This is a genomic window from Streptomyces sp. NPDC001599 (genome assembly GCF_042893535.1).
In the GTDB taxonomy this organism is placed as follows: Bacteria; Actinomycetota; Actinomycetes; order Streptomycetales; family Streptomycetaceae; genus Streptomyces.
Genome location: NZ_JBIAVA010000009.1, coordinates 172801 through 195762 on the forward strand (window position 1 = coordinate 172801; position 22962 = coordinate 195762).

The following is a 22962-nucleotide window of genomic DNA, read 5'->3' on the forward strand; positions in this document are numbered from 1 at the left end:
TCTTACCCGTGGGTAACACACTCGGTGTTACCGCAAGTAACATGCACGGGCGTCACTGGAGGGGACATGGCCGAGTTCACCATGGAGCTGAGCGACGAACAGAAGGAGGTCCGGGACTGGCTGCACGGCTTCGCGGCCGACGTCATCCGCCCCGCGGCCGCCGAATGGGACGAGCGCGAGGAGACCCCCTGGCCCGTCATCCAGGAGGCCGCCAAGGTCGGCATCTACTCCCTGGACTTCTACGCCCAGCAGTACTTCGACTCCACCGGCCTCGGCATCCCGATGGCGATGGAGGAGCTGTTCTGGGGGGACGCGGGCATCGCCCTGTCGATCGTCGGCACCGGCCTCGCCGCCGTCGGCGTCCTCGCCAACGGCACCGAGGAGCAGATCGGCACCTGGATCCCGCAGATGTACGGCGACGCCAACGACGTCAAGGTCGCCGCCTTCTGCTCCTCCGAGCCCGACGCCGGCTCCGACGTGGCCTCCATGCGCACCCGTGCCGTGTACGACGAGGCCAAGGACGAGTGGGTCCTCAACGGCACCAAGACCTGGGCGACCAACGGCGGCATCGCCAACGTCCACGTCGTCGTCGCGGTCGTCGACCCGGACCTGGGCTCCAAGGGCCACGCCTCCTTCATCGTCCCGCCCGGCACGCCGGGGCTGTCCCAGGGCCAGAAGTTCAAGAAGCACGGCATCCGCGCCTCGCACACCGCCGAGGTCGTCCTCGACAACGTGCGCGTGCCCGGCTCCTGCCTCCTCGGCGGCAAGGAGAAGCTGGACGCCCGCCTGGCCCGCGCCCGGGAGAAGGCCAAGAAGGGCGGCGAGCGCGTCAAGAACGCGGCGATGGCCACCTTCGAGGCGTCCCGTCCGGCGGTCGGCGCGATGGCGGTGGGCACCGCGCGCGCCGCGTACGAGGTGGCGCTGGAGTACGCGCAGACCCGGGAGCAGTTCGGACGCCCGATCATCGACAACCAGGGCGTCGCCTTCCAGCTCGCCGACATGCGCACGTCCATCGACGCGGCCCGGCTGCTGGTGTGGCGGGCGTCCTGGATGGCGATCAACGGCAAGCCGTTCACGGCGGCCGAGGGGTCGATGTCCAAGCTGTTCGCGAGCGAGACCGCGAAGAAGGTGACCGCCCAGGCGATCCAGATCCTGGGCGGCAACGGCTACACGCGGGAGTACCCGGTGGAGCGGATGCACCGGGACTCGGCGATCTACACGATCTTCGAGGGGACGAGCGAGATCCAGCGGTTGGTGATCGCGCGGACGCTCGCGGGGATGCCGATCCGCTAACCGTGTCGCAGCGGCGTGAGCTGCTCGATGTCGTACTTCGCCCTCAGCGCCTCGATGGCCTCGTGGTCCGGCGGGCCCCCGTCGCCGAGGATCTCCAGCAGTTCCTCGAAGTAGCGCTCGTGGTCCGGGGGCGGGCCGGCCTGGAAGAACATCTTGGCCGGCTCGCCCGTCGGGTTCGCGAAGGCGTGCGGACAGCCGGGAGGTACGACGATGACCGTGCCGGGGGTGGCGCGCACCACGCGGTTGCCCGAACTCGACTCCCACTTCTGCCAGCTGTCCGGCGTACGGATCCTCGGTTCGAAGGCGAGCACGTCCAGCTCGCCCTCCAGCACGTAGAACAGCTCCTCGCTGCGGGTGTGCACATGGGCGCCGACGTCGAACCCCGGCGGCACGATCACCTCGAAGGTGGACGCCATCCGCGAGTGCGAACCGGTCACCTTGAAGGTCACCTGCTGGGCCGGTGCCTGCACCACCCTGCCCTGACCGGGCGGCACCAGCAGGCCCTCGGCCGCCGCGACCAGGCCGCTCACCAGGTCACCGGCAGGGCCTCGGGTCCGCGGATCAGCGCACCCTTCTTGAAGGGCACGTCCTCGGGCGCCACCGCGAGCTTCAGCCCCGGCACCCGGTCCAGGACCGCGTCGAGGAGCAGCTCCGACTCCAGCCGGGCCAGCATGCCGCCGGGGCAGTAGTGCGGGCCGAAGCCGAAGGACACGTGCGGGTTGGGCGAGCGCTCGAAGTCGATCGTGTCCGGGTCGGGGAAGACCTCCGGGTCGCGGTTGGCCGCCAGGTACGACACGTAGACCGCGTCGCCCGCGCGGATCCGCACCCCCTTGATCTCCACGTCCTCCAGGGCGATCCGGGACAGCCCCACGGCGTTGCGGTGCGGGATCCAGCGCAGCAGCTCGTCGATGGCCCGGGGGCGGATCTCCGGCTCGGAGCGCAGGCGTTCGGCCAGCTCCGGGCGGGTCAGCAGCAGATGGAACATCTGCCCGCTGTTGTTGGTGACGGCCTCGCCGCCGATCTGGAGCAGCACCGCGAGCCCGACGGCCTCCGACAGCGTGATCTCGTCCCGCCCCACGGCGGCACCCAGCAGCGAGGTGACGTCCTCGCCCGTGCTGTCGGACCGGAGCCCGATGAGATCCGAGAAGTAGGCGCTCATCTCGTTCTTGGCCCGCTCGCTGACCTCGGCGCCGTGCGAGGAGGACAGGATCAGCTGCGTCCAGGTGTGCATGGCGTGCCGGTCGGTGGCCGGCACACCCATCAGCTCGCAGATCACCGCGATGGGGAACGGGCTCAGCACCGCCTCGGTGAGGTCGGCGGGCGGACCGGCCCTCAGCATGGCGTCGACCAGCTCGTCGAGCATGCCCCGGGACCGCTCGCGCACGCGCTCCACGCCCCGCGCGGTGAAGGCCGCGGCCACCGAGCGGCGCAGCCGGGTGTGGTCGGGCGGGTCCAGGAAGCCGACCGCGCCGCGCGCCGGGATGAAGTGCGGGGCCAGCCGGGTGACCTGTCGGTCCATCACGGCCTCGCGCCCGAACCGGGGGTCGTTGGTGACCAGCCGGACGTCGTCGTGGCGGGTCACCAGCCAGGCCCAGCCCTCGCCGTTGGGCAGCGAGATCCGGGTGACGGGGCCCTCGCGCATCAACTCGGTCAGCACCGGGTCGAAGTCGCTGCCGGGCAGGTCGACGGCCGGCCAGTCCCGGACGGGCGGCACGGTCTGGGAAATCGTTTCTTCGCTCATGTCTGCCGCACCCTCCGCGTCACATCCCGGGACACGTCCCGCGTCATGTCCTGCTGCACGTTGCGCCGCACGTCCGCCCTCTGCCAGCAGCCCAGGGACATCTCCGCGGTGATGCCGGGACCGAAGCCGGCCAGCAGCCCGCGCGCCCCCTCCTGGACGCCGCCCTCGTCGAAGAGCCTGCGCAGCGCGTCCAGGACGACGGCGCTGGCGATGTTGCCGTACTCGGTGAGCGTGGCCCGGCTGAACCGGAAGGCGTGCGGGTCCACCTGAAGGAACTTGCTGAGATCGTCGAGGATCCGGGGGCCGCCCGCGTGCACGATGTAGAAGTCCAGGTCGGCGGCGTCCCAACCGTGCTCGCCGGCCAGGCTCTTGAGCGCCGGCGCGAGCGGCTCCATGGTGGCCGGCACCCGCTTGTCCAGCAGGAAGTGGAAGCCGGTCGCCTTCACGTCGTACATGATCCACTCTTCGGTCTTGGGGATCAGGTACGAGCCGTTGCGCTCCAGGTGCACTCCGGTGCCGCCCCGGCCGCGGACCACCGCGGCCGCGATGCCGTCGCCGAAGAGGCCGTTGCAGAGCAGTGAGCCCACGCCGAGGTCGGTGGGCTGGTAGCACAGCGAGCAGAACTCGCAGGCCACGATGAGGGCGTTGGCCTCCGGGTAGGCGGTGCAGAAGTCGTGGGCACGGTTGATCGCGGCACCGCCGGCCGCACAGCCCAGCTGGGCGATGGGTATCTGGCGCGTGGTGCTGTCGAAACCCATCTCGTTGATCAGCCACGCCGTGAGCGAGGGCATCATGAAGCCCGTGCACGAGACGTAGATGATCACGTCGATGTCGGTGGTGAGCAGCTCCGCGTCGTCCAGAGCACGCTGGATCACGGCCGGGACACGGGACTTCGCCTCCCGTTCGTAGACCTTGTTGCGGTCCTCGAAGCCGGGGTGCTCCAGCGTGTCGTCGATGGGCTGCACGATGTGCCGGGTGCGGACCCCGGTGTTCTCTATCAGCCGGAGCGCGAGCGGCAGTTGAGGATGGTCGGTGTGACGCCGACGCGCCAGCTCCAACGTCTCCTCCATCGTGATCACGTGCTCCGGGACGGACACCGAGGGTCTGCACAAAGTCGCCATGAACCGTGCCTGCTTTCGCCTCGCGGAAGGCTTGCGCCCCCCGGCCGGAAAGTGCTGCACCTTTTCAGGGGTGCCCGTCCACGATCACTCACCGGGGCGGCGATCTCTCGCCGGGTTACTCCGTCTCGGGGAGCGGGGCGTCAGAGGGAAGCGTCAGGCATCAGGCATCAGGCATCAGGCGGTCAGGCACAGGCACCAGGCGTCAGGAGGAGGGTCCGCTGCTGTGGGCGATGCACGCCACGTCGATCCGGTCGGCCAGCTTGGCCAGCTCGATGGTGAGGGCCGCGACGGTGTCCTCGTCCAGGCTCTCCTCGCCGGTCTCCACCAACCGCAGCCAGCGCCCGCCGACCGTGCGCAGCAGCTTGCTCACGTCGGACGCGGCGACCTGGAGCGTGCCGCGGTCGTCGACGATCAGAGGCAGGGTCACTTCGCGGTTCACAAAGGGGATCGTAGTCGCGGAAGGCTCACGCTCCGTGCCATACGGTGGTGATGTTGCAGAACTCGCGGATTCCGTGCCCGGACAGCTCACGCCCGTAGCCCGACCGCTTGACCCCGCCGAACGGGAACGCCGGGTGGGACGCCGTCATCCCGTTGACGTACACGCCGCCCGCCTCCAGGTCCCGGACGAAGCGGTCCACGTCGGCGTCGTCGCGCGTCCACACGTTCGAACTGAGCCCGAAGTCCGTGTCGTTGGCGATCAGCACCGCCTCGTCCAGGTCGGCCGCCCGGTAGAGCGTGGCGACCGGTCCGAAGGCCTCCTCGCGGTGGATGCGCAGCTCGCGGGTGACGTCCGCCAGGACGGTCGGTGGGTAGTACCAGCCGGGGCCCTCCGGACGTTCGCCGCCGCACAGTACGCTCGCGCCGCCACGCACCGCGTCGTCGACCAGCTCCACCAGGTCGTTCAGCCCCTGCTCGCTGGAGAGCGGGCCGACGTCGGTCCCCTCGTCCATCGGGTCGCCGACCTTCAGCGCCTTCATGCCCTCGGTGAAGCGCTCGGCGAAGGCGTCGTACACGTCCGTGTGCACGATGAACCGCTTGGCGGCGATGCACGACTGCCCGGCGTTCTGGGTGCGCGCGGTCACCGCCACCTCGGCGGCCCGCTCGACGTCGGCGGACGGCATGACGACGAACGGGTCGCTGCCGCCCAGCTCCAGCACCGTCTTCTTGATCATCTCTCCGGCGGTGGAGGCCACCGCGCGGCCCGCGGGCTCGCTGCCGGTGAGGGTGGCCGCCCGCACCCGCTCGTCGCGCAGGATGTCGTCGACCTGGGCGGAGCCGATGAGCAGGGTCTGGAAGCAGCCCTCGGGGAAGCCCGCCCGGTGGAACAGGTCCTCCAGGTACAGGGCGGTCTGCGGCACGTTCGAGGCGTGCTTGAGCAGTCCCACGTTGCCCGCCATCAGCGCGGGCGCCGCGAACCTGATCACCTGCCAGAGCGGGAAGTTCCACGGCATCACCGCGAGCACCGGGCCGAGCGGCCGGTAGCGGACCAGGGCCCGGGAGGCGCCGGAGTCCTTCACGTCGGCGTCGGCGGGCTCCTCGTCGGCCAGCAGCTCGGCGGCGTGGTCGGCGTACCAGTGCATCGCCTTGGCGCACTTGGCCGCCTCCGCGCGGGCCTGCTTGACCGGCTTGCCCATCTCCGTGGTGATGACCTTGCCGATCTCCTTCCGGTCCGCCTCCAGGAGGTCGGCGGCGCGGCGCATCAGCCCGGCCCGCTCGTAGAACCCCGTGGTCCGGTAGGTGCGGAAGGTGGCCTCCGCGAGCTCGATCCGGCGCTCGATCTCCTCCTCGCCCATGGCCTCGTACGTCCTGAGCGTCTCGCCGTTCGCCGGGTTCACCGTCGCGATGGGCATGGCCGACCTCCCTGGGTGCATTCGTGCTTCGACCTTGGCGCGCGGCGCGGGGAGCCGCAACGCGGACGGGTCGCGTCGTTCCTCGTGGTGTCTCGTGGTGTCTCGTCAGTGCGAGTGCTCCGCCAGACGGTCGAGAAACGCGGCCTGCGCCTTCACGATCACCTCGCGCGCCCGGTCGAGGCCGAACCACGCCACCCGGTCCAGCTCGGGGAACTCCTCGGTCCGCCCCGACCTCGGCGGCCACTCCATGGTGAAGGTGCCGGGGACGACCGTCGCCGGATCGAGGTCGGTCGCCACGGCCCAGACCATGACCACCTTCCCGCCCGCCTGCCGCACCTCACCGAGCGGCACCGCCTCGCCCTCGGGCGGCGGCAGCCCCAGCTCCTCCTGGAACTCGCGCCGAGCGGCCTCCCACGCCGGTTCCGCCGGATCGTACTCGCCCTTGGGGACGGTCCACGCCCCGGCGTCCCGGCGGGCGTAGAACGGGCCGCCCATGTGGCCGAGGAGCACCTGGAGCTCCCCGCCGGGAGCGCGCCGGTGCAGCAGCAGACCCGCGCTGCGCCTCACGGGGCCACCCCGGGGTGGGCGGCGAGCAGGGTGTCCACGGTGTCCGCGTCCTCGGGGCGCTTGTCCTCGCGGTAGCGGACCACGCGGGCGAAGCGGAGGGTGACGCCGGCCGGGTAGCGCGTGGAGCGCTGGAGGCCGTCGTAGGCGATCTCGACGACGAGTTCGGGGCGTACGGTCACCCCCCAGCCGTGCTCCTCGACGGCCAGCTCCCCGAGGCGCTCGGTCTGCCAGGCCAGCAGCGCGTCGGTCATGCCCTTGAAGGTCTTGCCGAGCATCGCGAAGGAGCCGTCGGCGGTGCGGGCGCCCAGGTGGAGGTTGGAGAGCCTGCCGGTGCGGCGGCCGTGACCCCACTCGGCGGCCAGCACCACCAGGTCGAGCGTGTGGACCGGCTTGACCTTCAGCCAGGACGCGCCGCGCCGTCCCGCGCTGTAGGCCGCGTCGAGCCCCTTGACGACCACGCCCTCGTGCCCGCGCGCCAGCGTCTCGGCGAGGAACTCCTCGGCGGCACCGGTGTCCTCGGGGCCGTGCACCAGCGTGCGCCGTACCCGCAACGGCTCGGGAACCAGCCGCTCCAGCTCCGCGTGCCGTTCGGTCAGCGGCAGGTCGAGCAGGTCGCGCCCGTCGACGGAGAGCGCGTCGAAGAACACCACCGAGACCGGGACCGCCCGCGCCGCCGTGGCCACGTCGGTGCGGGAGCCGACCCGGCCGGCGGTCTCCTGGAAGGAGCGGGGGCGTCCGTCCGCGTCGAGGGAGATCGCCTCGCCGTCCAGGACGAACCGCTCGCCGGGCAGCGCCAGGGCCGCCTCGGTGACCTCGGGGAGCCGGTCGGTGATGTCGTCCAGGGTGCGGGTGTAGAGCCGTACCGTGCCGCCGTCCCGGTGCACCTGGACGCGGATGCCGTCCAGCTTCTCCTCCACGGCCCCGGCGCCCAGCTTGCCGACCGCCTCGGCGACCGAGGACGCGCTGTGCGCCAGCATCGGCAGCACGGGCCGTCCGACGGTGAGCCGGAACCGGTCCAGGGCGACGGGCCCGTCGGCCAGCAGGGCCTCGGCCACCGTCTGGAGCGACCCCGCGAGCATCACCGCGCGCCGTACGTCCGCCGGGGGAGCGTCCGTCGCAGCGGCCAGGCCCTCGACGGCGGCCGCGTCCAGGGCGCCCTGGCGGACCTCCCCGGTGAGCAGCCCGGTCAGGAAGCGCTGCTCGTCCTCCGTGGCGGCGCCCATCAGCTCGCCGACCAGCCGGGTCCGCTCGGCCTGCGAACCGGCGCCGGAGACCGCGCCGAGCCGGGTGAGACGGGCGTCCACGTCTCGTACGGTCAGGCTCGGTGCGTCCGCGGGCGGGACGCGGCGGCTCAGCACCTTCCAGCCGACGCCGATCCGGCCCTGCGGGAGCCGTCCCGCCAGGTACGGGATGACGACCGGCACGTCCGCCGCCTCCGCCTCGCGGAACAGCTCCGCGAGCAGGACGGTCTTCCGGGACCGCGCCGACGTGGCGGCGACCTCCCGGGACACCTGGGCCAACCGGGCAAGCAGCATGCAGTCAGGGTGCACCGGAGCGGGCCGTCGTACACCCCGTGGCTGCCGCGCGAGGCCGCGTACGCCCTCCCCGGGTGCTCCGGAGTGCCCTCACTGCGCGAGGGCGGCGTCCAGGTCCGACATGATCAGGTCGCCGACGACCGCCGACGCCGCGCGGTACCCGCCGCTCGCCGCGTGCACGACCTGCTCGGCGAAGCCCATCGCGTTGCCGGCGGTCCACACGCCCGGCACGCTGGTCCGGCCCGTCGGGTCCACCACGGGGTAGGCGCCGAACGGCGTCTCCTGAAGCTCCGCCCCCAGCCGCTCCATCAGGCCGGTCTGCGGAACCGCCTTCGGGGCGACGAACACCACCGTGCGGTCGTGCGCCGTGCCGTCCGCCAGCCGTACCCCGGTCAGCCGGTCGTCCTCGACCCGCAGGGCGGCCACCTCGCCGGGCACCACCTTGACCCCGGCCGCGGCGAGCCGCCGCAGGTCGTCGTCGGACAGCTCCTGCTCGGCGACCGTGTGCAGGAAGAGCGTCACGTCGTCCGACCAGCCGGACACCATCAGGGCCTGGTGCACGCTGAGCGGACTCGTGGCCAGGACGCCGAAGCGTTCGTCCCGCACCTCCCAGCCGTGGCAGAACGGGCAGTGCAGCACGTCCCGGCCGTACCGCTCGGCGACCCCGGGCACGTCCGGCAGTTCGTCCCTGAGCCCGGTGGTGACGATCAGCCGACGGGCGTGCACGGTGTCCCCGCCGGCCAGCTCCACCGCGAAGTCCTCGCCCCGGGACACGTCCACCGCCCGGTCGCGGACCAGCTCCACCCCGTAGCGCGCGATCTCCTCCCGGCCGAGGGCCAGGAAATCGGCGGGGGACATGCCGTCCCGGGTCAGGTAGCCCTGCATGTGGTCCGAGGGCGCGTTGCGCGGCTCACCGGCGTCGACCACCAGGGTGCGCAGCCGCGAGCGGCCCAGTACCAGCGCGGCGGAGAGCCCCGCCGCGCCGCCGCCGACGACCACCACGTCGTAGGTGCCGGTCAGGTTCTTGCTCTGGGTGACGTCCTTGTTGCGGGTCATGGTGACCACCTCCACCTAGAAGGTCGCTCGGACACCACGGGATTGACAAACATGTTTGCCGGAACTGCAATAAACGCATGACGACCGCAGACGATGTCCTCGCCGGTGTCGGACCGCGGCTCCGCCAGCTGCGCAAGGAGCGCGAGGTGACCCTGGCGGCGCTGTCCGAGTCGACCGGCATCTCGGTGAGCACCCTGTCGCGGCTGGAGTCGGGCCTGCGCAAGCCGAGCCTCGAACTGCTGCTGCCGATCGCCCAGGCCCACCAGGTGCCGCTGGACGAACTGGTCGGTGCCCCGCAGGTCGGCGACCCCCGGGTGCGCGCCAAGCCCATCGTGCGGCACGGCCGCACCCACTGGCCGCTCACCCGCCAGGCGGGCGGCCTCCAGGCGTTCAAGGTGCTGGAGCCCCAGCGCAGCGAGGAGCCCGACCCGCGCACCCATGAGGGGTACGAGTGGCTCTACGTCCTCTCTGGCCGGCTGCGGCTCGTGCTCGGCGAGCACGACGTGGTGCTGGCGGCGGGGGAGGCGGCCGAGTTCGACACCCGGGTGCCGCACTGGTTCGGCTCGACGGGGGAGGGGCCGGCCGAGTTCCTGAGCCTCTTCGGCCCGCAGGGCGAGCGGATGCACGTACGGGCGCGGCCCGCGCAGGCGTGACCCCGCACCCTGTTCCCTGATCCCACCCTGTTCCCTGATCGGCAAGCGACCGCTTAGTATGCGGTGGACCGGTCGGACGACGCAGTCGGTGGAGGCCCCGCATGCAGGCATGGCAGGTGCACGAGAACGGCGAGCCGGGCGAGGTGATGCGCCTCGCGGACGTGGCGCCGCCGACGCCGGGCGACGGTCAGGTCCTGCTCAGGGTCCGTGCCGCGAACATCAACTTCCCGGACGCCCTGCTGTGCCGGGGGCAGTACCAGGTGCGGCCGCCGCTGCCGTTCACGCCGGGTGTGGAGATCTGCGGCGAGACCGAGGACGGACGCCGCGTCATCGCCAACCCGGCGCTGCCGCACGGCGGCTTCGCCGAGTACGCCCTCGCGGACGCCCGTGCCCTGCTGCCCGCGCCGGACGCCCTCGACGACGCCGAGGCGGCCGCCCTGCACATCGGCTACCAGACCGGCTGGTTCGGCCTGCACCGCCGGGCCCGGCTGGAAGCCGGGGAGACCCTGCTGGTCCACGCCGCCGCGGGCGGTGTCGGGAGCGCCGCCGTACAGCTGGGCAAGGCGGCCGGTGCCACCGTCGTAGGCGTCGTCGGTGGCCCCGAGAAGGCCGCCGTCGCGCGCGAGCTGGGCTGCGACGTGGTCGTCGACCGGCACGCCGAGGACGTCGTCGCCGCCGTGAAGGAGGCCACCGGCGGCCGCGGTGCCGACGTGATCTACGACCCGGTCGGCGGCGCGGCCTACGCCCAGTCCGCCAAGGTCGTCGCCTTCGAGGGCCGGATCGTCGTCGTCGGCTTCGCGAGCGGCACGATCCCCAGCCCCGCGCTGAACCACGCACTGGTGAAGAACTACGCGATCCTCGGCCTGCACTGGGGCCTGTACAACACCAAGAACCCGAAGCTGGTCCAGCACTGCCACGAACAGCTCACCGAGCTGGCCGCGCGGGGCGCGATCAAGCCTCTGGTGAGCGAGCGGGTGCCGCTCACCGGCGCCGCCGAGGCCGTACAGCGCGTCGCCGACGGCAGGACCACCGGCCGCCTGGCCGTCGTACCGGAGAACCTGGACAAGGGAGCCGCCGCATGACCGACGCAGCGGAACTGCGCCGCCGTACCCGTGAGTTGCTGGCCGCTCATCCGCCGGCGACCACCGAACGCCTGGACTTCCTGCGCGCCCGCTTCGACGCGGGACTCGCCTGGGTGCACTACCCGGAGGGCCTCGGCGGCCTCGGCGCCCCGCGCGCCCTCCAGGCCGTCGTGGACGCCGAGCTGGCCGCGGAAGGCGCCCCCGACAACGACCCCCGCCGCATCGGCATCGGCCTCGGCATGGCCGCCCCGACCATCCTCCAGTACGGCACCGAGGAGCAGAAGCGCCGGCTGCTGCGCCCGCTGTGGACCGGCGAGGAGGTCTGGTGCCAGCTCTTCAGCGAGCCGGGCGCCGGGTCCGACCTGGCCGCCCTCGGCACCCGCGCGGTACGGGACGGCGAGGACTGGGTGGTGAGCGGGCAGAAGGTGTGGACCTCCAGCGCGCACCTCGCCCGCTGGGCCATCCTCATCGCCCGCACCGACCCGGACGTGCCCAAGCACCGGGGCATCACCTACTTCGTGTGCGACATGACCGACCCCGGGGTCGAGGTGCGGCCGCTGCGCCAGATCACCGGCGAGGCCGAGTTCAACGAGGTGTTCCTCACCGACGTCCGTATCCCCGACTCCCGCCGCCTGGGCGAGATCGGCGACGGCTGGCGGGTCGCGCAGACCACGCTGAACAACGAACGCGTCGCCATCGGCGGCACGCCGATCCCCCGCGAGGGCGGCATGATCGGCAAGATCGCCGAGACCTGGCGGGAACGCCCCGAACTGCGCACCCACGACCTGCACCAGCGGCTGCTCGGACTGTGGGTCGAGGCCGAGGTCGCCCGCCTCACCGGCGTACGCCTGCGCCAGCAACTGGCGGCCGGGCAGCCCGGCCCCGAGGGCGCCGGCATGAAGCTGAACTTCGCCCGGCTCAACCAGGAGATCAGCGGCCTGGAGGTCGAACTCCTCGGCGCCGAGGGCCTGCTCTACGACGACTGGACCATGCGCCGCCCCGAACTGGTCGACTTCACCGGCCGCGACGCCGGATACCGCTACCTGCGGTCCAAGGGCAACAGCATCGAGGGCGGGACCAGCGAGGTCCTGCTGAACATCGTCGCCGAGCGCGTCCTCGGCCTGCCCGCCGAGCCGCGCACCGACAAGGACGTCGCATGGAAGGACCTCGCCCGATGAGCGCACAGCCGGAACCCGCTCTGCTCCCCTCGGAGGAGGAAGAGGCGCTGCGCGCCGCCGTCCGGGACCTGCTCACCGACCACTGCGACCCGGCGGGCGTCATCACCCGCACCGAGTCGGCCGCCCGCCACGACGTGGCGCTGTGGAAGACCCTCGCCGACTCGATGGGCCTCGCGGGCCTGCTGATCCCGGAGGAGCTGGGCGGCCAGGGCGCCACCCACCGCGAAGCCGCCGTGGTCGTGGAGGAACTGGGCCGTGCGGTCGCACCGGTCCCGTACCTCACGAGTGCCGTCGTCGCCACCGAGGCGCTGCTGGCCTGCGGGGCCGACGACCTGCTCGGCGAGCTGGCGTCCGCCACCACCGTCGCCGTGCTCGCCGTCGGGCTGCACGTCGCACCGGGCGGCGCCGTCCCGCACCTGCGTCTCGAAGGGGGCGTGCTGCACGGGGAGTCGACCGGCATCGCCGACGCGTCCGTCGCCGACGTGCTGCTCGTGCCCGCGGACGACGGGGGCCTGTACGCGGTCGGCGCCGCCGACGCCACGGTCACCGAGCAGGTGTCGCTCGACTCCACCCGGCCGCTGGCGCGCGTGACCCTCGACGGTGCCCCGGGGCGTCGCCTCGGTGACGCGGAACCTGCCGTACGCCGTGCCCTGCGGACCGGTGCCGGACTGCTCGCCTCCGAACAGCTGGGCCTCGCCGACTGGTTGCTGACCGAGACGGTCCACTACCTCAAGGAACGCAAGCAGTTCAACCGCCAGGTCGGCGGCTTCCAGGCGCTCAAGCACCGGCTGGCCCGGCTGTGGCTGGAGGTGGCGGGCCTGCGCGCCGCCGCCCGGAACGCGGCCGACGCCCTGGCGACCGGCGCGGACACCGACGTGGCCGTGGCCGTGGCCCAGGCGTACGCGGCCCAGGTCGCGGTGCACGCCGCCGAGGAGGCGCTGCAACTGCACGGCGGCATCGGCATGACGTGGGAACACCCGGTCCACCTGTACCTCAAGCGGGCCAAGGCCGACTCGATCGCCTACGGAGCGGCGGGCACCCACCGCGCGGCGCTGGCCGAACTGGTCGACCTGCGGGCTCCCTGACGCACCCGGCCGCGATGAGGTGAACGACCGGCGGCGGTCCGGCCAACTCACCGCACGGCTCTGCTCCCTGGGGCCGTCGGGACCCCATACTCACAGGCGTCCCGTACGGCACTTCCAGGGAGGCAGAGCATGGCCCTCACCACCCGTCGCAGAGCCCTCACCACCCTCGGCGCCGCCCTCGCGGGCGCGGTCGCCCTGCCCGCCGGCACCGCGCTGGCGTCCGAAGGCAGGCACGGACCGCGCCCGCTGTGGCGCGCGCACGCCCACAACGACTACGAGCACCCCCGGCCCCTCCTCGACGCCCTCGACCACCGCTTCGGCAGCGTCGAGGCCGACATCTACCTGGTCGACGGCCAACTCCTGGTCGCCCACGACCCCGAGGACCTCGACCCGTCCCGCACCCTGGAGTCGCTCTACCTCGACCCGCTCGCCGCCCGCGTCCGCGCGCACCACGGCCGGGTCTACCGGCGGGACCGCGGCTCCCTGCAACTCCTGATCGACATCAAGACCGAGGGCGAGGCGACCTACCTCGAACTCGACCGCCGACTGCGCCGCTACCAGCATCTGTTCACCTCCTACGCCCACGGACGGGTCTTCCCCGGCGCGGTCACTGCGGTCGTCTCCGGCGACCGGGCGGCCCGTGCGCCCATGGAGGCCCAGCGCAGCCGCCGCGCCTTCTACGACGGCCGCCTCACCGACCTCGGCACCACCGCACCGGCCTCGTTCGTCCCGCTGATCAGCGACAACTGGACGCTCAACTTCACCTGGCAGGGTGTCGGCTCCTTCCCGGCGGCCGAGCGGCGCAGACTGCGGGACATCGTGGGCGCGGCACACGCGCGCGGACAGCGGGTGCGCTTCTGGGCCACGCCCGACGTGGCGGGGTCCGCGCGGGACGCCGTGTGGGCCGAACTGCTCGCCGCCGGTGTCGACCACCTCAACACCGACGACCTCGGGGGCCTCGAAGCGTTCCTCGACGCGCACCGGGACGCGTAGGGCAGCGTCGGAACACCACTCGTTCGGAGGACAGGTCAGCCGCCCGGACGAACCCTCCGCTACGCCACACTTACGGCCGAACGCCGCGAAGTGGACGTGGCGGAGGAGGTTGACGATGGCCGTTTCCATCTCTGTGGTGCTCTTGCTGTCCATCCTGGCGGTGCTCTTCCTGCGCAACGGCGGGCTGAAGGTCTCGCACGCACTGGTGTGCCTGCTGCTCGGCTTCTATCTGGCGAGCACGAGCATCGCCCCGACCATCAACAGCGGACTGACCGCCACGGCGGACATCGTGGGCAGCCTCAGACCGTAGAGCGGTGCCTCCGCGACCTCGCCGGCCTAAGGGCTGTCCCGCAACGACCTGGAAGCCCATGCCGGGGTTCGAAAAGTGGCGATGCCGTGCGAGCAGTGTGCGTACGGTGCGGGAGTGATCGACACTGATAGCGCTCGGTTGGGTGCGGAGGCCGCGCGGCGGTTGGCTGAGGCGGACTGCTGTGAGATAGCTCCAGGGCTCACGGATGACGAGTTCAGCCGGATCGAGGCGACCTATGGGTTTGAGTTCTCCCCAGAGCATCGTGCCTTCCTGACGGGAGGGCTGCCTGTTGCCTCACCTCCCGAGGAAGGCGCGACGTGGCAGCAACCCTGGCCCGACTGGCGTCACGCGGATCTAGACGACCTGCGCGATCGGCTGGAGTGGCCCGCACGAGAGGTGCTGGCCGACGTCGCTCATGGCAGCTGGCATCCGGCCCTGGGGGCGCGTCCCGCCACCAATGATGAGGCCGTGGAGGTGACCCGAGCGGTACTTGCGCAAGCGCCTCAACTCGTCCCCGTATACGCGCACCGCTTCATACCTGCGGGTCGCCACACCCCGGGGCATCCGGTCTTGTCGGTGTGGGGAACCGACATCATCTGCTACGGCCACGATCTGGCCGATTACATCGACCGCGAGTTCAGTGAGGTTGACGAGGATGCGCCTTGGGCTCCGCAGGCGTCCGTGCCGTTCTGGAAGGACTTCCTCGGCTGAGACTGCCGCCAGATGGTGCCGGTCGTAAATGATCTCTGTCGTGCCTGGTGTGATCACGGCCTCGGAGCCGTCCTGGATAGCCCCATTCGCAGGGCTGAGCCCGCGCTGTTTCGGCAAGCTGCTGACCACACTGCGGCGCGATGGAGCAGATGCAGTCCACCGAGGCCGGCCGTGGAGCCTGCCGCTGGAGGACCGGGTGTTATTGGTCACGGCCTATTGGCGTACCAACCTGACGTTGCGACAGCTCGCTCCGTTGTTCGGCGTCTCGAAGTCCACGGCCAGCCGAGTCATCAACCACCTCGGCCCCCTGCTCGCGCTTCGGCCCCGCAAGCGGTTCGCCAAGAACACTGTGCTCATCGTGGACGGCACCCTGGTCCCCACCCGGGATCACACCATCGCCGAGCGGTCGAAGAACTATCGGTACTCCACCAACCACCAGGTCGTCATCGACGCCGTCACCCGCCTGATCGTCGTGGTCGGCCGACCGCTCGCCGGGAACCGCAACGACTGCAAGGCATGGGAGGAGTCCGGCGCCAAGGCCGCCGTCGGCAAGACCCTCACGATCGCCGATGGCGGCTACCCGGGCACCGGACTCGTCATCCCGCACCGTCGGGAGCGCGGCCAGACCGAACTCCCAGCCTGGAAACAGGATCACAACAGGTCCCACAAGCAGGTCCGGGCACGGGTCGAGCACGTCTTCGCCCGCATGAAGACCTGGAAGATCCTCCGCGACTGCCGCCTCAAAGGCGACGGCGTCCACCACGCCATGCTCGGTATCGCCCGGATGCACAACCTCGTCCTCACCGGATAGATCAACGGGCCTCACCGTGATCAACCATGCCCGAGGCGACCCGTAGACGTCGATCACGCGGGAGCGGATGAGGAAGCGCACCCCCTCGGGCGCCTCCAGCGAGAAGCCGCTGCCCCGGCCCGGGACCACGTCGACGATCAGTCGGGTGTGGCGCCACGCCTCGTACTGGCTGCGCGACATCCAGAACTCCACCGGCTCCTCGACGCCGTCGACGGCCAGCTCGCCGAGCAGGACGTCCGAGGCGCCGGTGCGGAACTCGCCGGCCGGGTAGCACATGGGTGCGCTGCCGTCGCAGCAACCGCCGGACTGGTGGAACATCAGCGGGCCGTGCGCCTCGCGGAGCCGCCGCAGCAGTGCGGACGCCTCGGGGGTCAGCTCGACGCGCGGGGTCTCCTCGTATGTGTCGCCCATACCGCGTATGCCAGCACGGGGAACGTTGCGAGTGCGTTGCGCGGCACCCGTGGCGGGCCCGCCGCGCCCTCCGCAGAATACCTCTTTTGACATACCTATCCGGCCATATCTATTGTCTCGGGGTGACCGACTCCAGCACCCCTCGCCGGGACATCGACCGCATGGCCTCCGGCCTCGCGGCGTGCCTTCCGGTCCTGCACCGGGCGCTGGACCGACAGGTCACCGCCCGGTACCCGCACCCCAAGCCCCCCGAGGGACAGCTCGCCCTGCTGCGGTACGTCGCGCAGCACGAGGGCGTCACGGTGCGCGAGGCCGCCGAGGCCCTGCTGATGAAGCCGAACAACGTCAGTGCCCTGGTCTCCCAGCTCGTCGAGCAGGGTGACCTGGAGCGCCGGCGGGACAGCGCCGACAAGCGGGTCGCCCACCTCCACCTCACGGCCACGGCCCGTGAGCGGGTGTCCGAGGTGCGGGAACTGGAGACCGCGTTCATCCGCCACGCCCTGACCTCCCTCACCGAGGGCCAGCAGGGCGCGCTCGGCTCCGCCCTGGACGCCCTCGACGCGTTGACGCGGCACCTCCACCCCGGCGCCCGCTGACCCACGTGCCCGCCCTCGCGGCGCGCCGTTCCCTTCCCGCACCACCCCCGAAACCGGAAGAGAAGCTCCTCCATGCCCTCCACGTCCGTGGATCACCCCGCCATGCCCGCGGCCGGGACCGCCCCCGCCCCTGGGGGCTTTGGCCGCCTGCGGTCCAACCCGTGGCTGACCCTCCTCGCCGTCGCGTTCGGCCTGTTCATGGTCCAGCTCGACGGTTCCGTCGTCGCCATCGCCAACCCCGAGATCGGCAGCGACCTGCACGCGTCCACCGCCCAGCTCCAGTGGGTGACCAACGCCTACCTGCTGGCCCTCGCCGCCACCCTCATCCTCGGCGGCAAGCTCGGTGACCGCTTCGGCCGCCGCACCTACTACCTGGTGGGTGTCGCCGGATTCACCCTGGCCTCGGTCGCCATCGGCCTGGCCGGTTCGATCGAGGGCGTCGTCGCCTTCCGCGCCCTCCAAGGCGTCTTCGGCGGACTGCTGATGCCCAACACCCTCGGACTGCTCCGCTCCGTGTTCCCGCCCAAGAGGTTCGGCATGGCCGTCGGCATCTGGGCCATGGTCTCCGCCGTCGCCACGGCCCTCGGGCCCATCGTCGGCGGCCTCCTCGTGGAGCACGTCGACTGGGAGTCCGTCTTCTACGTCAACGCCCCCATCGGCGTCGCCGCCATCGCCTTCGGCGCCCTCGTCCTCCCGGAGAGCCGCAACGCCGCGGGCCGCGAGCGCTTCGACATACCCGGGCTGGGCCTGCTCGCCCTCGGCCTCCTGGCCGTCGTCTTCGGCGTCGTCAAGGGCGAGACCTGGGGCTGGACCTCCGCCGGCACCCTCGGCGCCGTCGCCGCCGGTCTCCTGCTCCTGCTCGTGTTCGGCCGGTACGAGACCCGCGTGGAGCACCCGCTGCTGCCGATGCGCCTGTTCCGCAGCCGCGCGCTGACCATCGGCGCGATCGTCACCGCGCTGAACTTCTTCGTGATGCTCGGCGTGATCTTCTTCGTCATGCTCTACCTGCAGAACGTGCGCGGCTTCACGCCGGTCGAGGCGGGCGTGCGCACGCTTCCGCTCAGCCTCGCCTCGCTGGTCGCCTCGCCGCTGGGCGCGGCCCTGACCCAGCGCTTCGGTCCCCGGCTGACCATGCCGCTGGGCATGCTGCTCCAGGCGGCCTCCTGCTTCGGCATGCTCACCTGGCAGACCGACTCCGCCTACGCCACGATGTGGCCGCCGTTCATCGCGCTCGGTCTCGGCGTCGGCATGGTGATGGCCGCCTCCTCCGACGCCATCGTGGGCAACGCCCCCGTCCGGGACGGCGGAGTGGCGGGAGGTCTCCAGGCGACGACCCTGCAGATCGGCGGCGCGCTCGGCACGTCCGTGCTGGTCTCCCTGATCAGCGCCAAGGTGGGCGCCACCCTCACCGGTGAGCTGACCGGCGCGGGCGTGCCCCCGGCCGTGGCCCACGGTCTCCAGGAGGCCCGGGACGCCGTGGCCATGGGCGTGGCGCCCGTCTCCGGCGAGATGCCGGCCGGGCTGCGGGCCGCCGTGGTGGAGGGCAGCGGGCAGGCGTTCATGAACGGCGTGCACGTGGCCGTGGTCGTCACCGGTGTCCTCTGCGTGCTCGGCGCCGCGCTGGCGGCCGCCGGTCTCAGGCCTCCCCGGCCGCGGCGCGCGGAAGCACCGTGACCCGGTGGAAGTTGCACCCCGGGGCCGACAGCGCCGTCGGCCCCGGTGGACCCGCGGCGAGGTCGGCCGGGGGCCGGGACTGGTGGGCTTTGAGGGCGATGCTCACCAGGCTCAACAGCAGATCCACGTCCGCGTCGCAGTCCAGGTGCACGGTCACCCAACGGGAGCCGGGGACCAGACGGATGGCGGTGGAGCCGCCCAGGTCGTACTGGAAGCGCTGGATGGCCCGGTGGGTGAGGTGGAGGTCCACGTCCCGGTCCGAGTGGAAGTGGACGATCTCGTCGCGGACGGAGCACAGGGCCCGTCCGGTTCCGCAACTGGCCGGACCCGCCGAGAGGTCGGGCCAGGTTTGCAGCCGCTCGAAGGCGTGCTGGGCCGGAGTCATGGCCCTATCGTCGCCCGCTCACCGCTTCGCAACCAGAGGTTGAGCGATTTGTAACCGGCACGTGAGGTCGGCGGGAGCCCTGGCGGCCCCCGCCGACCGTGTCCCGAAGCCTGTCCCGACGCCCTTCCGGGCGTGCGTCGGGACACGCGTCGGGGCGTGTGCCGGGGCGTGCGTCAGGGTGCCACGCAGCCGATCGAGTCGACCGGGAAGTCATTGCCCGTCGATGTGGCGGTGAAGCCGAAGGTCACGCTCCCGTCCGGTGGTACGACCCGGTTGTGGTCCACGTTCCGGACCGTGACCGTACCGTCGGTGCCGCTGGTCAGCGAACCGTTCCACACTCCGCCGAGCGTGGTACCGCTGCCCGGCTGCCATTGCACGGCCCAGCCGTTGAGCGGCTCGGTGCCGTGGTTCATCACCTCGACCGAACCCTGGAAGCCGCCGCTCCAGGAGTTCTCCACGGAGTACACGGCCATGCAGGAGCCGGTGTGCGTGGGCGGCGTGGTCGGGTCCGTCGGGGTCGGTGTCGGATCCGGGTCCGGGGTGCTGCCGGAACCGCGGATGCCGGTGACCTCTCCGTTGCCGCCGTCGAAGACGACGTCCGAGCAGGAGAAGAAGTTCTCCTGGCTGTCCGAACGTACCCACTGCATGAAGATCAGCGCGTTGCCGGAGCGGCCCGAGGGCAGCGCGAGGTCCCAGTAGTAGTGGCCCCCGTCGGTGCCCGGCGAGCCCTGCTGGGGCGGGTCGGTCACCGTCTGGATCAGCTCCAGGTCGTCCCAGCCCAGCTCGGACGTGGGCGACCAGCCCGGCTTGGTCAGGTACACCCGGAAGTCACCGGGGTGAGCCGCCCAGTTGCTGTACTGCACCGGAATCGTCGCACCCGACGTCAGGTGCGTGCGGGGCCAGTCCGAGCGGGCGGCGTTGTAGGCGGAGAAGTCGTAGGGGGAACGGTCCCCGGCGCTGCACAGGGTGCCGTCCGGCACGTAACCGGCACCGCGGCCGCCCGCGTTGGAGTCGAGCACGGCGAACCAGTTGTACAGGGCCGTTGCCCCGCTCTGGTCGAGGGCGGACTGACAGGCGGGGTTCGTCGGGTCGAGGGCGCCGGTGCCGGTCTTGGCGTCCAGCTGACACAGGTAGGTGCGGGAGCCGGGCATCATCGCCACGCCGTGCGCCTCGGCCCGCCCCTGCCCCAGCAGAAGGGTCACGCCGAGCGAGCCGACCAGGGTGGCCAGCACCGCCGCGAGGGTGAGGAGTCTGGTGCGTCGAACCATAGGGGTCTCCTGGTTCCGGTCCGTGAGTGGGCTGACAGGTGTCTGAAGGGGGGGCGAAGGGGTGTCTGGAGGAGTGTCTGAGGGTGTGTCTGAAGGGATGCCCTAATGATCAGTGCATGACAAGATCAGGACGGAGCCCCATGGAACCCCCGCCCGTCCGGGGCGGGCGCTTCGACCGGACGGGCGGGGAGGCGGGGCGTTACGCCGTGGTGCAGGCGGTGTCGTTCAGGCGGTAGCCGGCCGGCTCGGCGAACGCGCCGCCGTAGGTGCCCTGGAAGCCGAACGACAGGCTGCCACCCGGCGCGATCCGGGCGTTGTGGCTCGCGCCGGTCGCCGTGACGGCGCCCGAGGACGGTGCCACGGACGCGTTCCAGGCGTTGGTGATCCGCTGGCCGGAGGGCAGGGTGAAGGCCAGTTGCCAGCCGTCGACGGGAGTCGTACCGGTGTTGGTGACGGTGACGTCCGCGGTGAACCCGTCCTGCCAGACGTTCGTGCCGTACGACACCGCACAGGCCGATGTGCCGCCCGGGTCGCCGGGATCGGGGTCGGGATCGGTCCCGCCGGGGGTGCCGCCGGTCTCGATGGTGGACGAGAAGGAGTTCACGGCCAGTCCGGCACCGTTCTGCCAGGGCTCGAACCCCGCCTGAACGCTCGTCAGGTACCAGTCGTCCTCGGCGAGTCCGCGCGCGACGGTCGCCCGGACGAAGTCCATGACGTCGAAGCTCCAGCCGGTGATCGCCGACGGTGCCACGAACGACAGCACGTCGTTCGAGCCGTTGCCGCCGCTCCACACCTCCCAGGTCCGGCCGCCGACGGAGGCCGTACCGACCGGTGAGCCGATGGGCTGGATCGGACCCACCCGGTTGAACCAGATCATGATCTCGGTCTGATTGACCCCGTCGGTGCGGGCCGTCGGGTCCAGCCAGATGTCGTACGAGGCGTTGTAGACGGCGTCGTCGACGAAACCGTACGAGATGCTGGACGGTGCCCCGGAGACGGTGTCGAGCCGGACGGGCAGGGCGGTGCCCGGCGAACAGTTGGTGTAATGGCAGCCGTTGAAGACCGACGGGTACGACTTCGGTGCCCCGTTGGTGGGTGCCGAGCCGTCGGCCTGCGTGACCCGGAAGCCGGTGTCGGTGGCGGTGACGCACTGGGTGGCGGTGGAGCCCCAGCGGTTGTTCTGGACGACGTACCGGCCCTGGATCGTCGTCGTCCCGAAAGGTTCGCAGATCGTGGTGTCCGCCTGGGCGGGCACGGCGGCCGTCACGAGAGACGCGACGAGGGCGAAGGCGGCGAAGGCTGCGCTCAGGGCCGCCAAGAGGCCGCGAGGGGCGCGGGCCTGGGGCCGTAACGTTCGCATGGGGGGCCTCTCCGGGAGGGTGCGGGGGGAAGGAGGGGCCGGTGCGGGAGCGCTCCCAACTCCCCACTGATGGGAGCGCTCCCACTTACCGGTTGATGGGACTGTAGAAGCGGTTCATGTTCCTGACAAGACTGTGCGCACCAGAGTTGTCGAAGGAATCTCGAAGCCGCAGATGGGAGGGGTTGCGCTCCGGGAGCGCTTCTGGAGCGCTCCCGGCCGGCCGCCAGATCGCTCAGGCGGAGTCCCGGAGCACCAGCTCCGTACGGAGGATGACGTGCCGCCAGGCGGCCGGGGAGTCCTCCATCTCCTCCAGCAGCAGCCGCACCATCGTGCGGCCGATCTCCTCCAGCGGCTGCCGGACGGTCGTCAGCGGCGGGTCCGTGGGCCGGGCCGGGTGGAAGTCGTCGAAGCCGATCACGGCCACGTCCTGCGGCACTCGCCGGCCCGCGGCGCGCAGCGCGTTGAGCGCCCCGGCGGCCAGCGTGTCCGAGGCGGCGAAGACCGCGTCCAGGTCCGGGTGCCGGGCCAGCAGGTCGGTCATCGCCCGATGCCCGCTCTCCTCCGTGAAGTCGCTCCCCTCGACGACCAGCGACGGCCCCGCAGTCACGCCCGCCTGCTCCAGCGCCTCCCGGTAGCCGCGCAGTCGGCACTGGGCGACGTACATGTCGAGCGGTCCGCTGATGGCCCCGATCGTGCGCCGGCCGGCGTCCAGGAGATGCGTCACCGCACCGCGCGCACCGCCCGCGTTGTCCGCGTCGACGTAGGTGACGCACTCCTCGCCGGAACGCCGCCCCAGCATGACGGTGGGCAGCCCCGCGTCGGCGAGCATGTCGGGCAGCGGATCCTCGGCGTGCACGGACATGAGCAGCACCCCGTCGACCCGGCCGCCGCGCGCGTACTCCACGAAACGCCGCCGTTCGGTGTCCGTGCGGACCAGGGTGAGCAGCAGCTGCAACGGGGTGTCGGTGAGGGCGTCGCCGACGGCGTGGACGATCTCCGTGAAGAACGGCTCCCCGAACAGCCGCCAGTCCGGCTCCGTCATCACCAGCGCGACGGCGTCGGCACGGTGGCCCGCCAGGGAACGGGCCGCGAGATTCGGCACGTACCCCAGTTCGGCGATGGCCCGCTGCACGGCCCGGCGCGTCGAGTCGCGCACGCCGGCCGCGTTGTTGACGACCCTTGAGACGGTGCCTCGCCCCACGCCTGCGCGGGCGGCCACCTCCTCCAGCGTCGGCGTACCCGGACGCTGCCTGCCCATGTCCGCCCGCCTTCCCCCACGAGA

The 22962-nt window shown here is 71.7% G+C and carries 23 protein-coding genes and 1 pseudogene; 11 read left to right on the forward strand and 13 right to left on the reverse strand.

Annotated elements, in window-relative coordinates; translation table 11 throughout:
• Positions 1-66 precede the first annotated feature (66 nt).
• On the forward strand, positions 67-1293 hold the full coding sequence (locus tag ACFYZ3_RS23510) for an acyl-CoA dehydrogenase family protein (protein WP_388521000.1): 1227 nt from the start codon (positions 67-69) through the stop codon (positions 1291-1293).
• Here the strand turns inward: ACFYZ3_RS23510 and ACFYZ3_RS23515 are convergent.
• From ACFYZ3_RS23515 to ACFYZ3_RS23550, 8 genes are all read right to left on the reverse strand, one after another.
• Entirely contained in the window at positions 1290-1823 is a 534-nt protein-coding gene (locus ACFYZ3_RS23515; RefSeq protein ID WP_388521002.1) for a cupin domain-containing protein, read from the reverse strand. The genes ACFYZ3_RS23510 and ACFYZ3_RS23515 overlap by 4 nt on opposite strands.
• Positions 1820-3034, reverse strand: a complete 1215-nt coding sequence (locus ACFYZ3_RS23520; RefSeq protein ID WP_388521005.1) for a cytochrome P450 — start codon at positions 3032-3034, stop codon at positions 1820-1822. The genes ACFYZ3_RS23515 and ACFYZ3_RS23520 overlap by 4 nt, the downstream gene beginning before the upstream one ends.
• Positions 3031-4155, reverse strand: a complete 1125-nt coding sequence (locus ACFYZ3_RS23525) for a 1,3,6,8-tetrahydroxynaphthalene synthase (RefSeq protein WP_388521008.1) — start codon at positions 4153-4155, stop codon at positions 3031-3033. Before ACFYZ3_RS23525 ends, ACFYZ3_RS23520 begins: the two co-directional genes overlap by 4 nt.
• 202 nt (positions 4156-4357) lie before the next feature.
• Positions 4358-4594 (reverse strand): DUF6213 family protein, encoded by a 237-nt coding sequence (locus ACFYZ3_RS23530; protein WP_003977626.1) that lies wholly within the window; start codon positions 4592-4594, stop codon positions 4358-4360.
• 25 nt (positions 4595-4619) lie between these two features.
• Positions 4620-6005, reverse strand: a complete 1386-nt coding sequence (locus ACFYZ3_RS23535; protein WP_388521011.1) for an NADP-dependent succinic semialdehyde dehydrogenase — start codon at positions 6003-6005, stop codon at positions 4620-4622.
• A 105-nt stretch (positions 6006-6110) separates the two neighbouring features.
• On the reverse strand, positions 6111-6572 hold the full coding sequence (locus tag ACFYZ3_RS23540; protein ID WP_388521014.1) for an NUDIX domain-containing protein: 462 nt from the start codon (positions 6570-6572) through the stop codon (positions 6111-6113).
• On the reverse strand, positions 6569-8107 hold the full coding sequence (locus tag ACFYZ3_RS23545; RefSeq protein ID WP_388521017.1) for an ATP-dependent DNA ligase: 1539 nt from the start codon (positions 8105-8107) through the stop codon (positions 6569-6571). The genes ACFYZ3_RS23540 and ACFYZ3_RS23545 overlap by 4 nt, the downstream gene beginning before the upstream one ends.
• Before the next feature lie 90 nt (positions 8108-8197).
• Positions 8198-9163 carry an NAD(P)/FAD-dependent oxidoreductase gene (locus ACFYZ3_RS23550; protein WP_388521020.1) on the reverse strand — a complete coding sequence of 322 codons (966 nt, stop codon included), beginning with the start codon at positions 9161-9163 and terminating at the stop codon, positions 8198-8200.
• Positions 9164-9240: 77 nt separating this feature from the next.
• On the opposite strand from ACFYZ3_RS23550, the gene ACFYZ3_RS23555 reads away from it, so the two are divergent.
• From ACFYZ3_RS23555 to ACFYZ3_RS23590, 8 genes are all read left to right on the forward strand, one after another.
• Complete coding sequence (locus tag ACFYZ3_RS23555; RefSeq protein ID WP_388521023.1) at positions 9241-9816, forward strand: helix-turn-helix domain-containing protein; 576 nt, start codon at positions 9241-9243, stop codon at positions 9814-9816.
• Between the two features lie 101 nt (positions 9817-9917).
• Positions 9918-10898 carry an NADPH:quinone oxidoreductase family protein gene (locus ACFYZ3_RS23560; RefSeq protein WP_388521030.1) on the forward strand — a complete coding sequence of 327 codons (981 nt, stop codon included), beginning with the start codon at positions 9918-9920 and terminating at the stop codon, positions 10896-10898.
• Complete coding sequence (locus tag ACFYZ3_RS23565) at positions 10895-12076, forward strand: acyl-CoA dehydrogenase (protein ID WP_388521033.1); 1182 nt, start codon at positions 10895-10897, stop codon at positions 12074-12076. The genes ACFYZ3_RS23560 and ACFYZ3_RS23565 overlap by 4 nt, the downstream gene beginning before the upstream one ends.
• Positions 12073-13161, forward strand: a complete 1089-nt coding sequence (locus ACFYZ3_RS23570; protein WP_388521036.1) for an acyl-CoA dehydrogenase family protein — start codon at positions 12073-12075, stop codon at positions 13159-13161. The genes ACFYZ3_RS23565 and ACFYZ3_RS23570 overlap by 4 nt, the downstream gene beginning before the upstream one ends.
• Before the next feature lie 129 nt (positions 13162-13290).
• Positions 13291-14154 (forward strand): phosphatidylinositol-specific phospholipase C/glycerophosphodiester phosphodiesterase family protein, encoded by an 864-nt coding sequence (locus ACFYZ3_RS23575; RefSeq protein WP_388521039.1) that lies wholly within the window; start codon positions 13291-13293, stop codon positions 14152-14154.
• 115 nt (positions 14155-14269) lie between these two features.
• Entirely contained in the window at positions 14270-14464 is a 195-nt protein-coding gene (locus ACFYZ3_RS23580) for a hypothetical protein (protein WP_003977636.1), read from the forward strand.
• Between the two features lie 114 nt (positions 14465-14578).
• Positions 14579-15175: a hypothetical protein gene (locus tag ACFYZ3_RS23585; RefSeq protein ID WP_388521042.1), complete on the forward strand. Its 597-nt coding sequence runs from the start codon at positions 14579-14581 to the stop codon at positions 15173-15175.
• A 40-nt stretch (positions 15176-15215) separates the two neighbouring features.
• On the forward strand, positions 15216-15986 hold the full coding sequence (locus ACFYZ3_RS23590) for a transposase (RefSeq protein WP_388521511.1): 771 nt from the start codon (positions 15216-15218) through the stop codon (positions 15984-15986).
• Between the two features lie 48 nt (positions 15987-16034).
• Here the strand turns inward: ACFYZ3_RS23590 and ACFYZ3_RS23595 are convergent.
• Positions 16035-16397 (reverse strand): annotated as a pseudogene (locus ACFYZ3_RS23595) (DUF779 domain-containing protein); the annotation flags it as partial.
• 122 nt (positions 16398-16519) lie between these two features.
• Between ACFYZ3_RS23595 and ACFYZ3_RS23600 the strand changes: the two are divergent.
• Positions 16520-16993 carry a MarR family winged helix-turn-helix transcriptional regulator gene (locus ACFYZ3_RS23600; RefSeq protein WP_356863999.1) on the forward strand — a complete coding sequence of 158 codons (474 nt, stop codon included), beginning with the start codon at positions 16520-16522 and terminating at the stop codon, positions 16991-16993.
• A 72-nt stretch (positions 16994-17065) separates the two neighbouring features.
• Positions 17066-18667, forward strand: a complete 1602-nt coding sequence (locus ACFYZ3_RS23605; protein ID WP_388521045.1) for an MFS transporter — start codon at positions 17066-17068, stop codon at positions 18665-18667.
• On the opposite strand, the gene ACFYZ3_RS23610 is transcribed toward ACFYZ3_RS23605, so the two are convergent.
• The 4 genes from ACFYZ3_RS23610 to ACFYZ3_RS23625 all read right to left on the reverse strand — a co-directional run bounded on the left by ACFYZ3_RS23610 (position 18630) and on the right by ACFYZ3_RS23625 (position 22938).
• Positions 18630-19052, reverse strand: coding sequence for a luciferase family protein (locus tag ACFYZ3_RS23610; protein ID WP_388521048.1), 423 nt, complete (start codon positions 19050-19052; stop codon positions 18630-18632). The genes ACFYZ3_RS23605 and ACFYZ3_RS23610 overlap by 38 nt on opposite strands.
• Positions 19053-19225: 173 nt before the next feature.
• A complete protein-coding gene (locus ACFYZ3_RS23615) occupies positions 19226-20320 on the reverse strand; it encodes a lytic polysaccharide monooxygenase (protein WP_388521050.1) in 1095 nt (364 codons plus the stop codon).
• Between the two features lie 199 nt (positions 20321-20519).
• Complete coding sequence (locus ACFYZ3_RS23620) at positions 20520-21680, reverse strand: cellulose binding domain-containing protein (protein ID WP_388521053.1); 1161 nt, start codon at positions 21678-21680, stop codon at positions 20520-20522.
• A gap of 232 nt (positions 21681-21912) precedes the next feature.
• Positions 21913-22938, reverse strand: coding sequence for a LacI family DNA-binding transcriptional regulator (locus tag ACFYZ3_RS23625; protein WP_388521056.1), 1026 nt, complete (start codon positions 22936-22938; stop codon positions 21913-21915).
• Positions 22939-22962 lie beyond the last annotated feature (24 nt).

Excerpts from the sequence above, each read along its gene's own strand:
- ACFYZ3_RS23605 (WP_388521045.1), top strand. The coding sequence starts at position 17,066 with ATGCCCTCCACGTCCGTGGATCACCCCGCCATGCCCGCGGCCGGGACC.
- ACFYZ3_RS23520 (WP_388521005.1), bottom strand. The coding sequence starts at position 3,034 with ATGAGCGAAGAAACGATTTCCCAGACCGTGCCGCCCGTCCGGGACTGG.
- ACFYZ3_RS23575 (WP_388521039.1), top strand. The coding sequence starts at position 13,291 with ATGGCCCTCACCACCCGTCGCAGAGCCCTCACCACCCTCGGCGCCGCC.
- ACFYZ3_RS23610 (WP_388521048.1), bottom strand. The coding sequence starts at position 19,052 with ATGACTCCGGCCCAGCACGCCTTCGAGCGGCTGCAAACCTGGCCCGAC.
- ACFYZ3_RS23615 (WP_388521050.1), bottom strand. The coding sequence starts at position 20,320 with ATGGTTCGACGCACCAGACTCCTCACCCTCGCGGCGGTGCTGGCCACC.
- ACFYZ3_RS23535 (WP_388521011.1), bottom strand. The coding sequence starts at position 6,005 with ATGCCCATCGCGACGGTGAACCCGGCGAACGGCGAGACGCTCAGGACG.
- ACFYZ3_RS23560 (WP_388521030.1), top strand. The coding sequence starts at position 9,918 with ATGCAGGCATGGCAGGTGCACGAGAACGGCGAGCCGGGCGAGGTGATG.
- ACFYZ3_RS23525 (WP_388521008.1), bottom strand. The coding sequence starts at position 4,155 with ATGGCGACTTTGTGCAGACCCTCGGTGTCCGTCCCGGAGCACGTGATC.
- ACFYZ3_RS23570 (WP_388521036.1), top strand. The coding sequence starts at position 12,073 with ATGAGCGCACAGCCGGAACCCGCTCTGCTCCCCTCGGAGGAGGAAGAG.
- ACFYZ3_RS23620 (WP_388521053.1), bottom strand. The coding sequence starts at position 21,680 with ATGCGAACGTTACGGCCCCAGGCCCGCGCCCCTCGCGGCCTCTTGGCG.
- ACFYZ3_RS23625 (WP_388521056.1), bottom strand. The coding sequence starts at position 22,938 with ATGGGCAGGCAGCGTCCGGGTACGCCGACGCTGGAGGAGGTGGCCGCC.
- ACFYZ3_RS23555 (WP_388521023.1), top strand. The coding sequence starts at position 9,241 with ATGACGACCGCAGACGATGTCCTCGCCGGTGTCGGACCGCGGCTCCGC.
- ACFYZ3_RS23545 (WP_388521017.1), bottom strand. The coding sequence starts at position 8,107 with ATGCTGCTTGCCCGGTTGGCCCAGGTGTCCCGGGAGGTCGCCGCCACG.
- ACFYZ3_RS23510 (WP_388521000.1), top strand. The coding sequence starts at position 67 with ATGGCCGAGTTCACCATGGAGCTGAGCGACGAACAGAAGGAGGTCCGG.
- ACFYZ3_RS23580 (WP_003977636.1), top strand. The coding sequence starts at position 14,270 with ATGGCCGTTTCCATCTCTGTGGTGCTCTTGCTGTCCATCCTGGCGGTG.
- ACFYZ3_RS23550 (WP_388521020.1), bottom strand. The coding sequence starts at position 9,163 with ATGACCCGCAACAAGGACGTCACCCAGAGCAAGAACCTGACCGGCACC.
- ACFYZ3_RS23565 (WP_388521033.1), top strand. The coding sequence starts at position 10,895 with ATGACCGACGCAGCGGAACTGCGCCGCCGTACCCGTGAGTTGCTGGCC.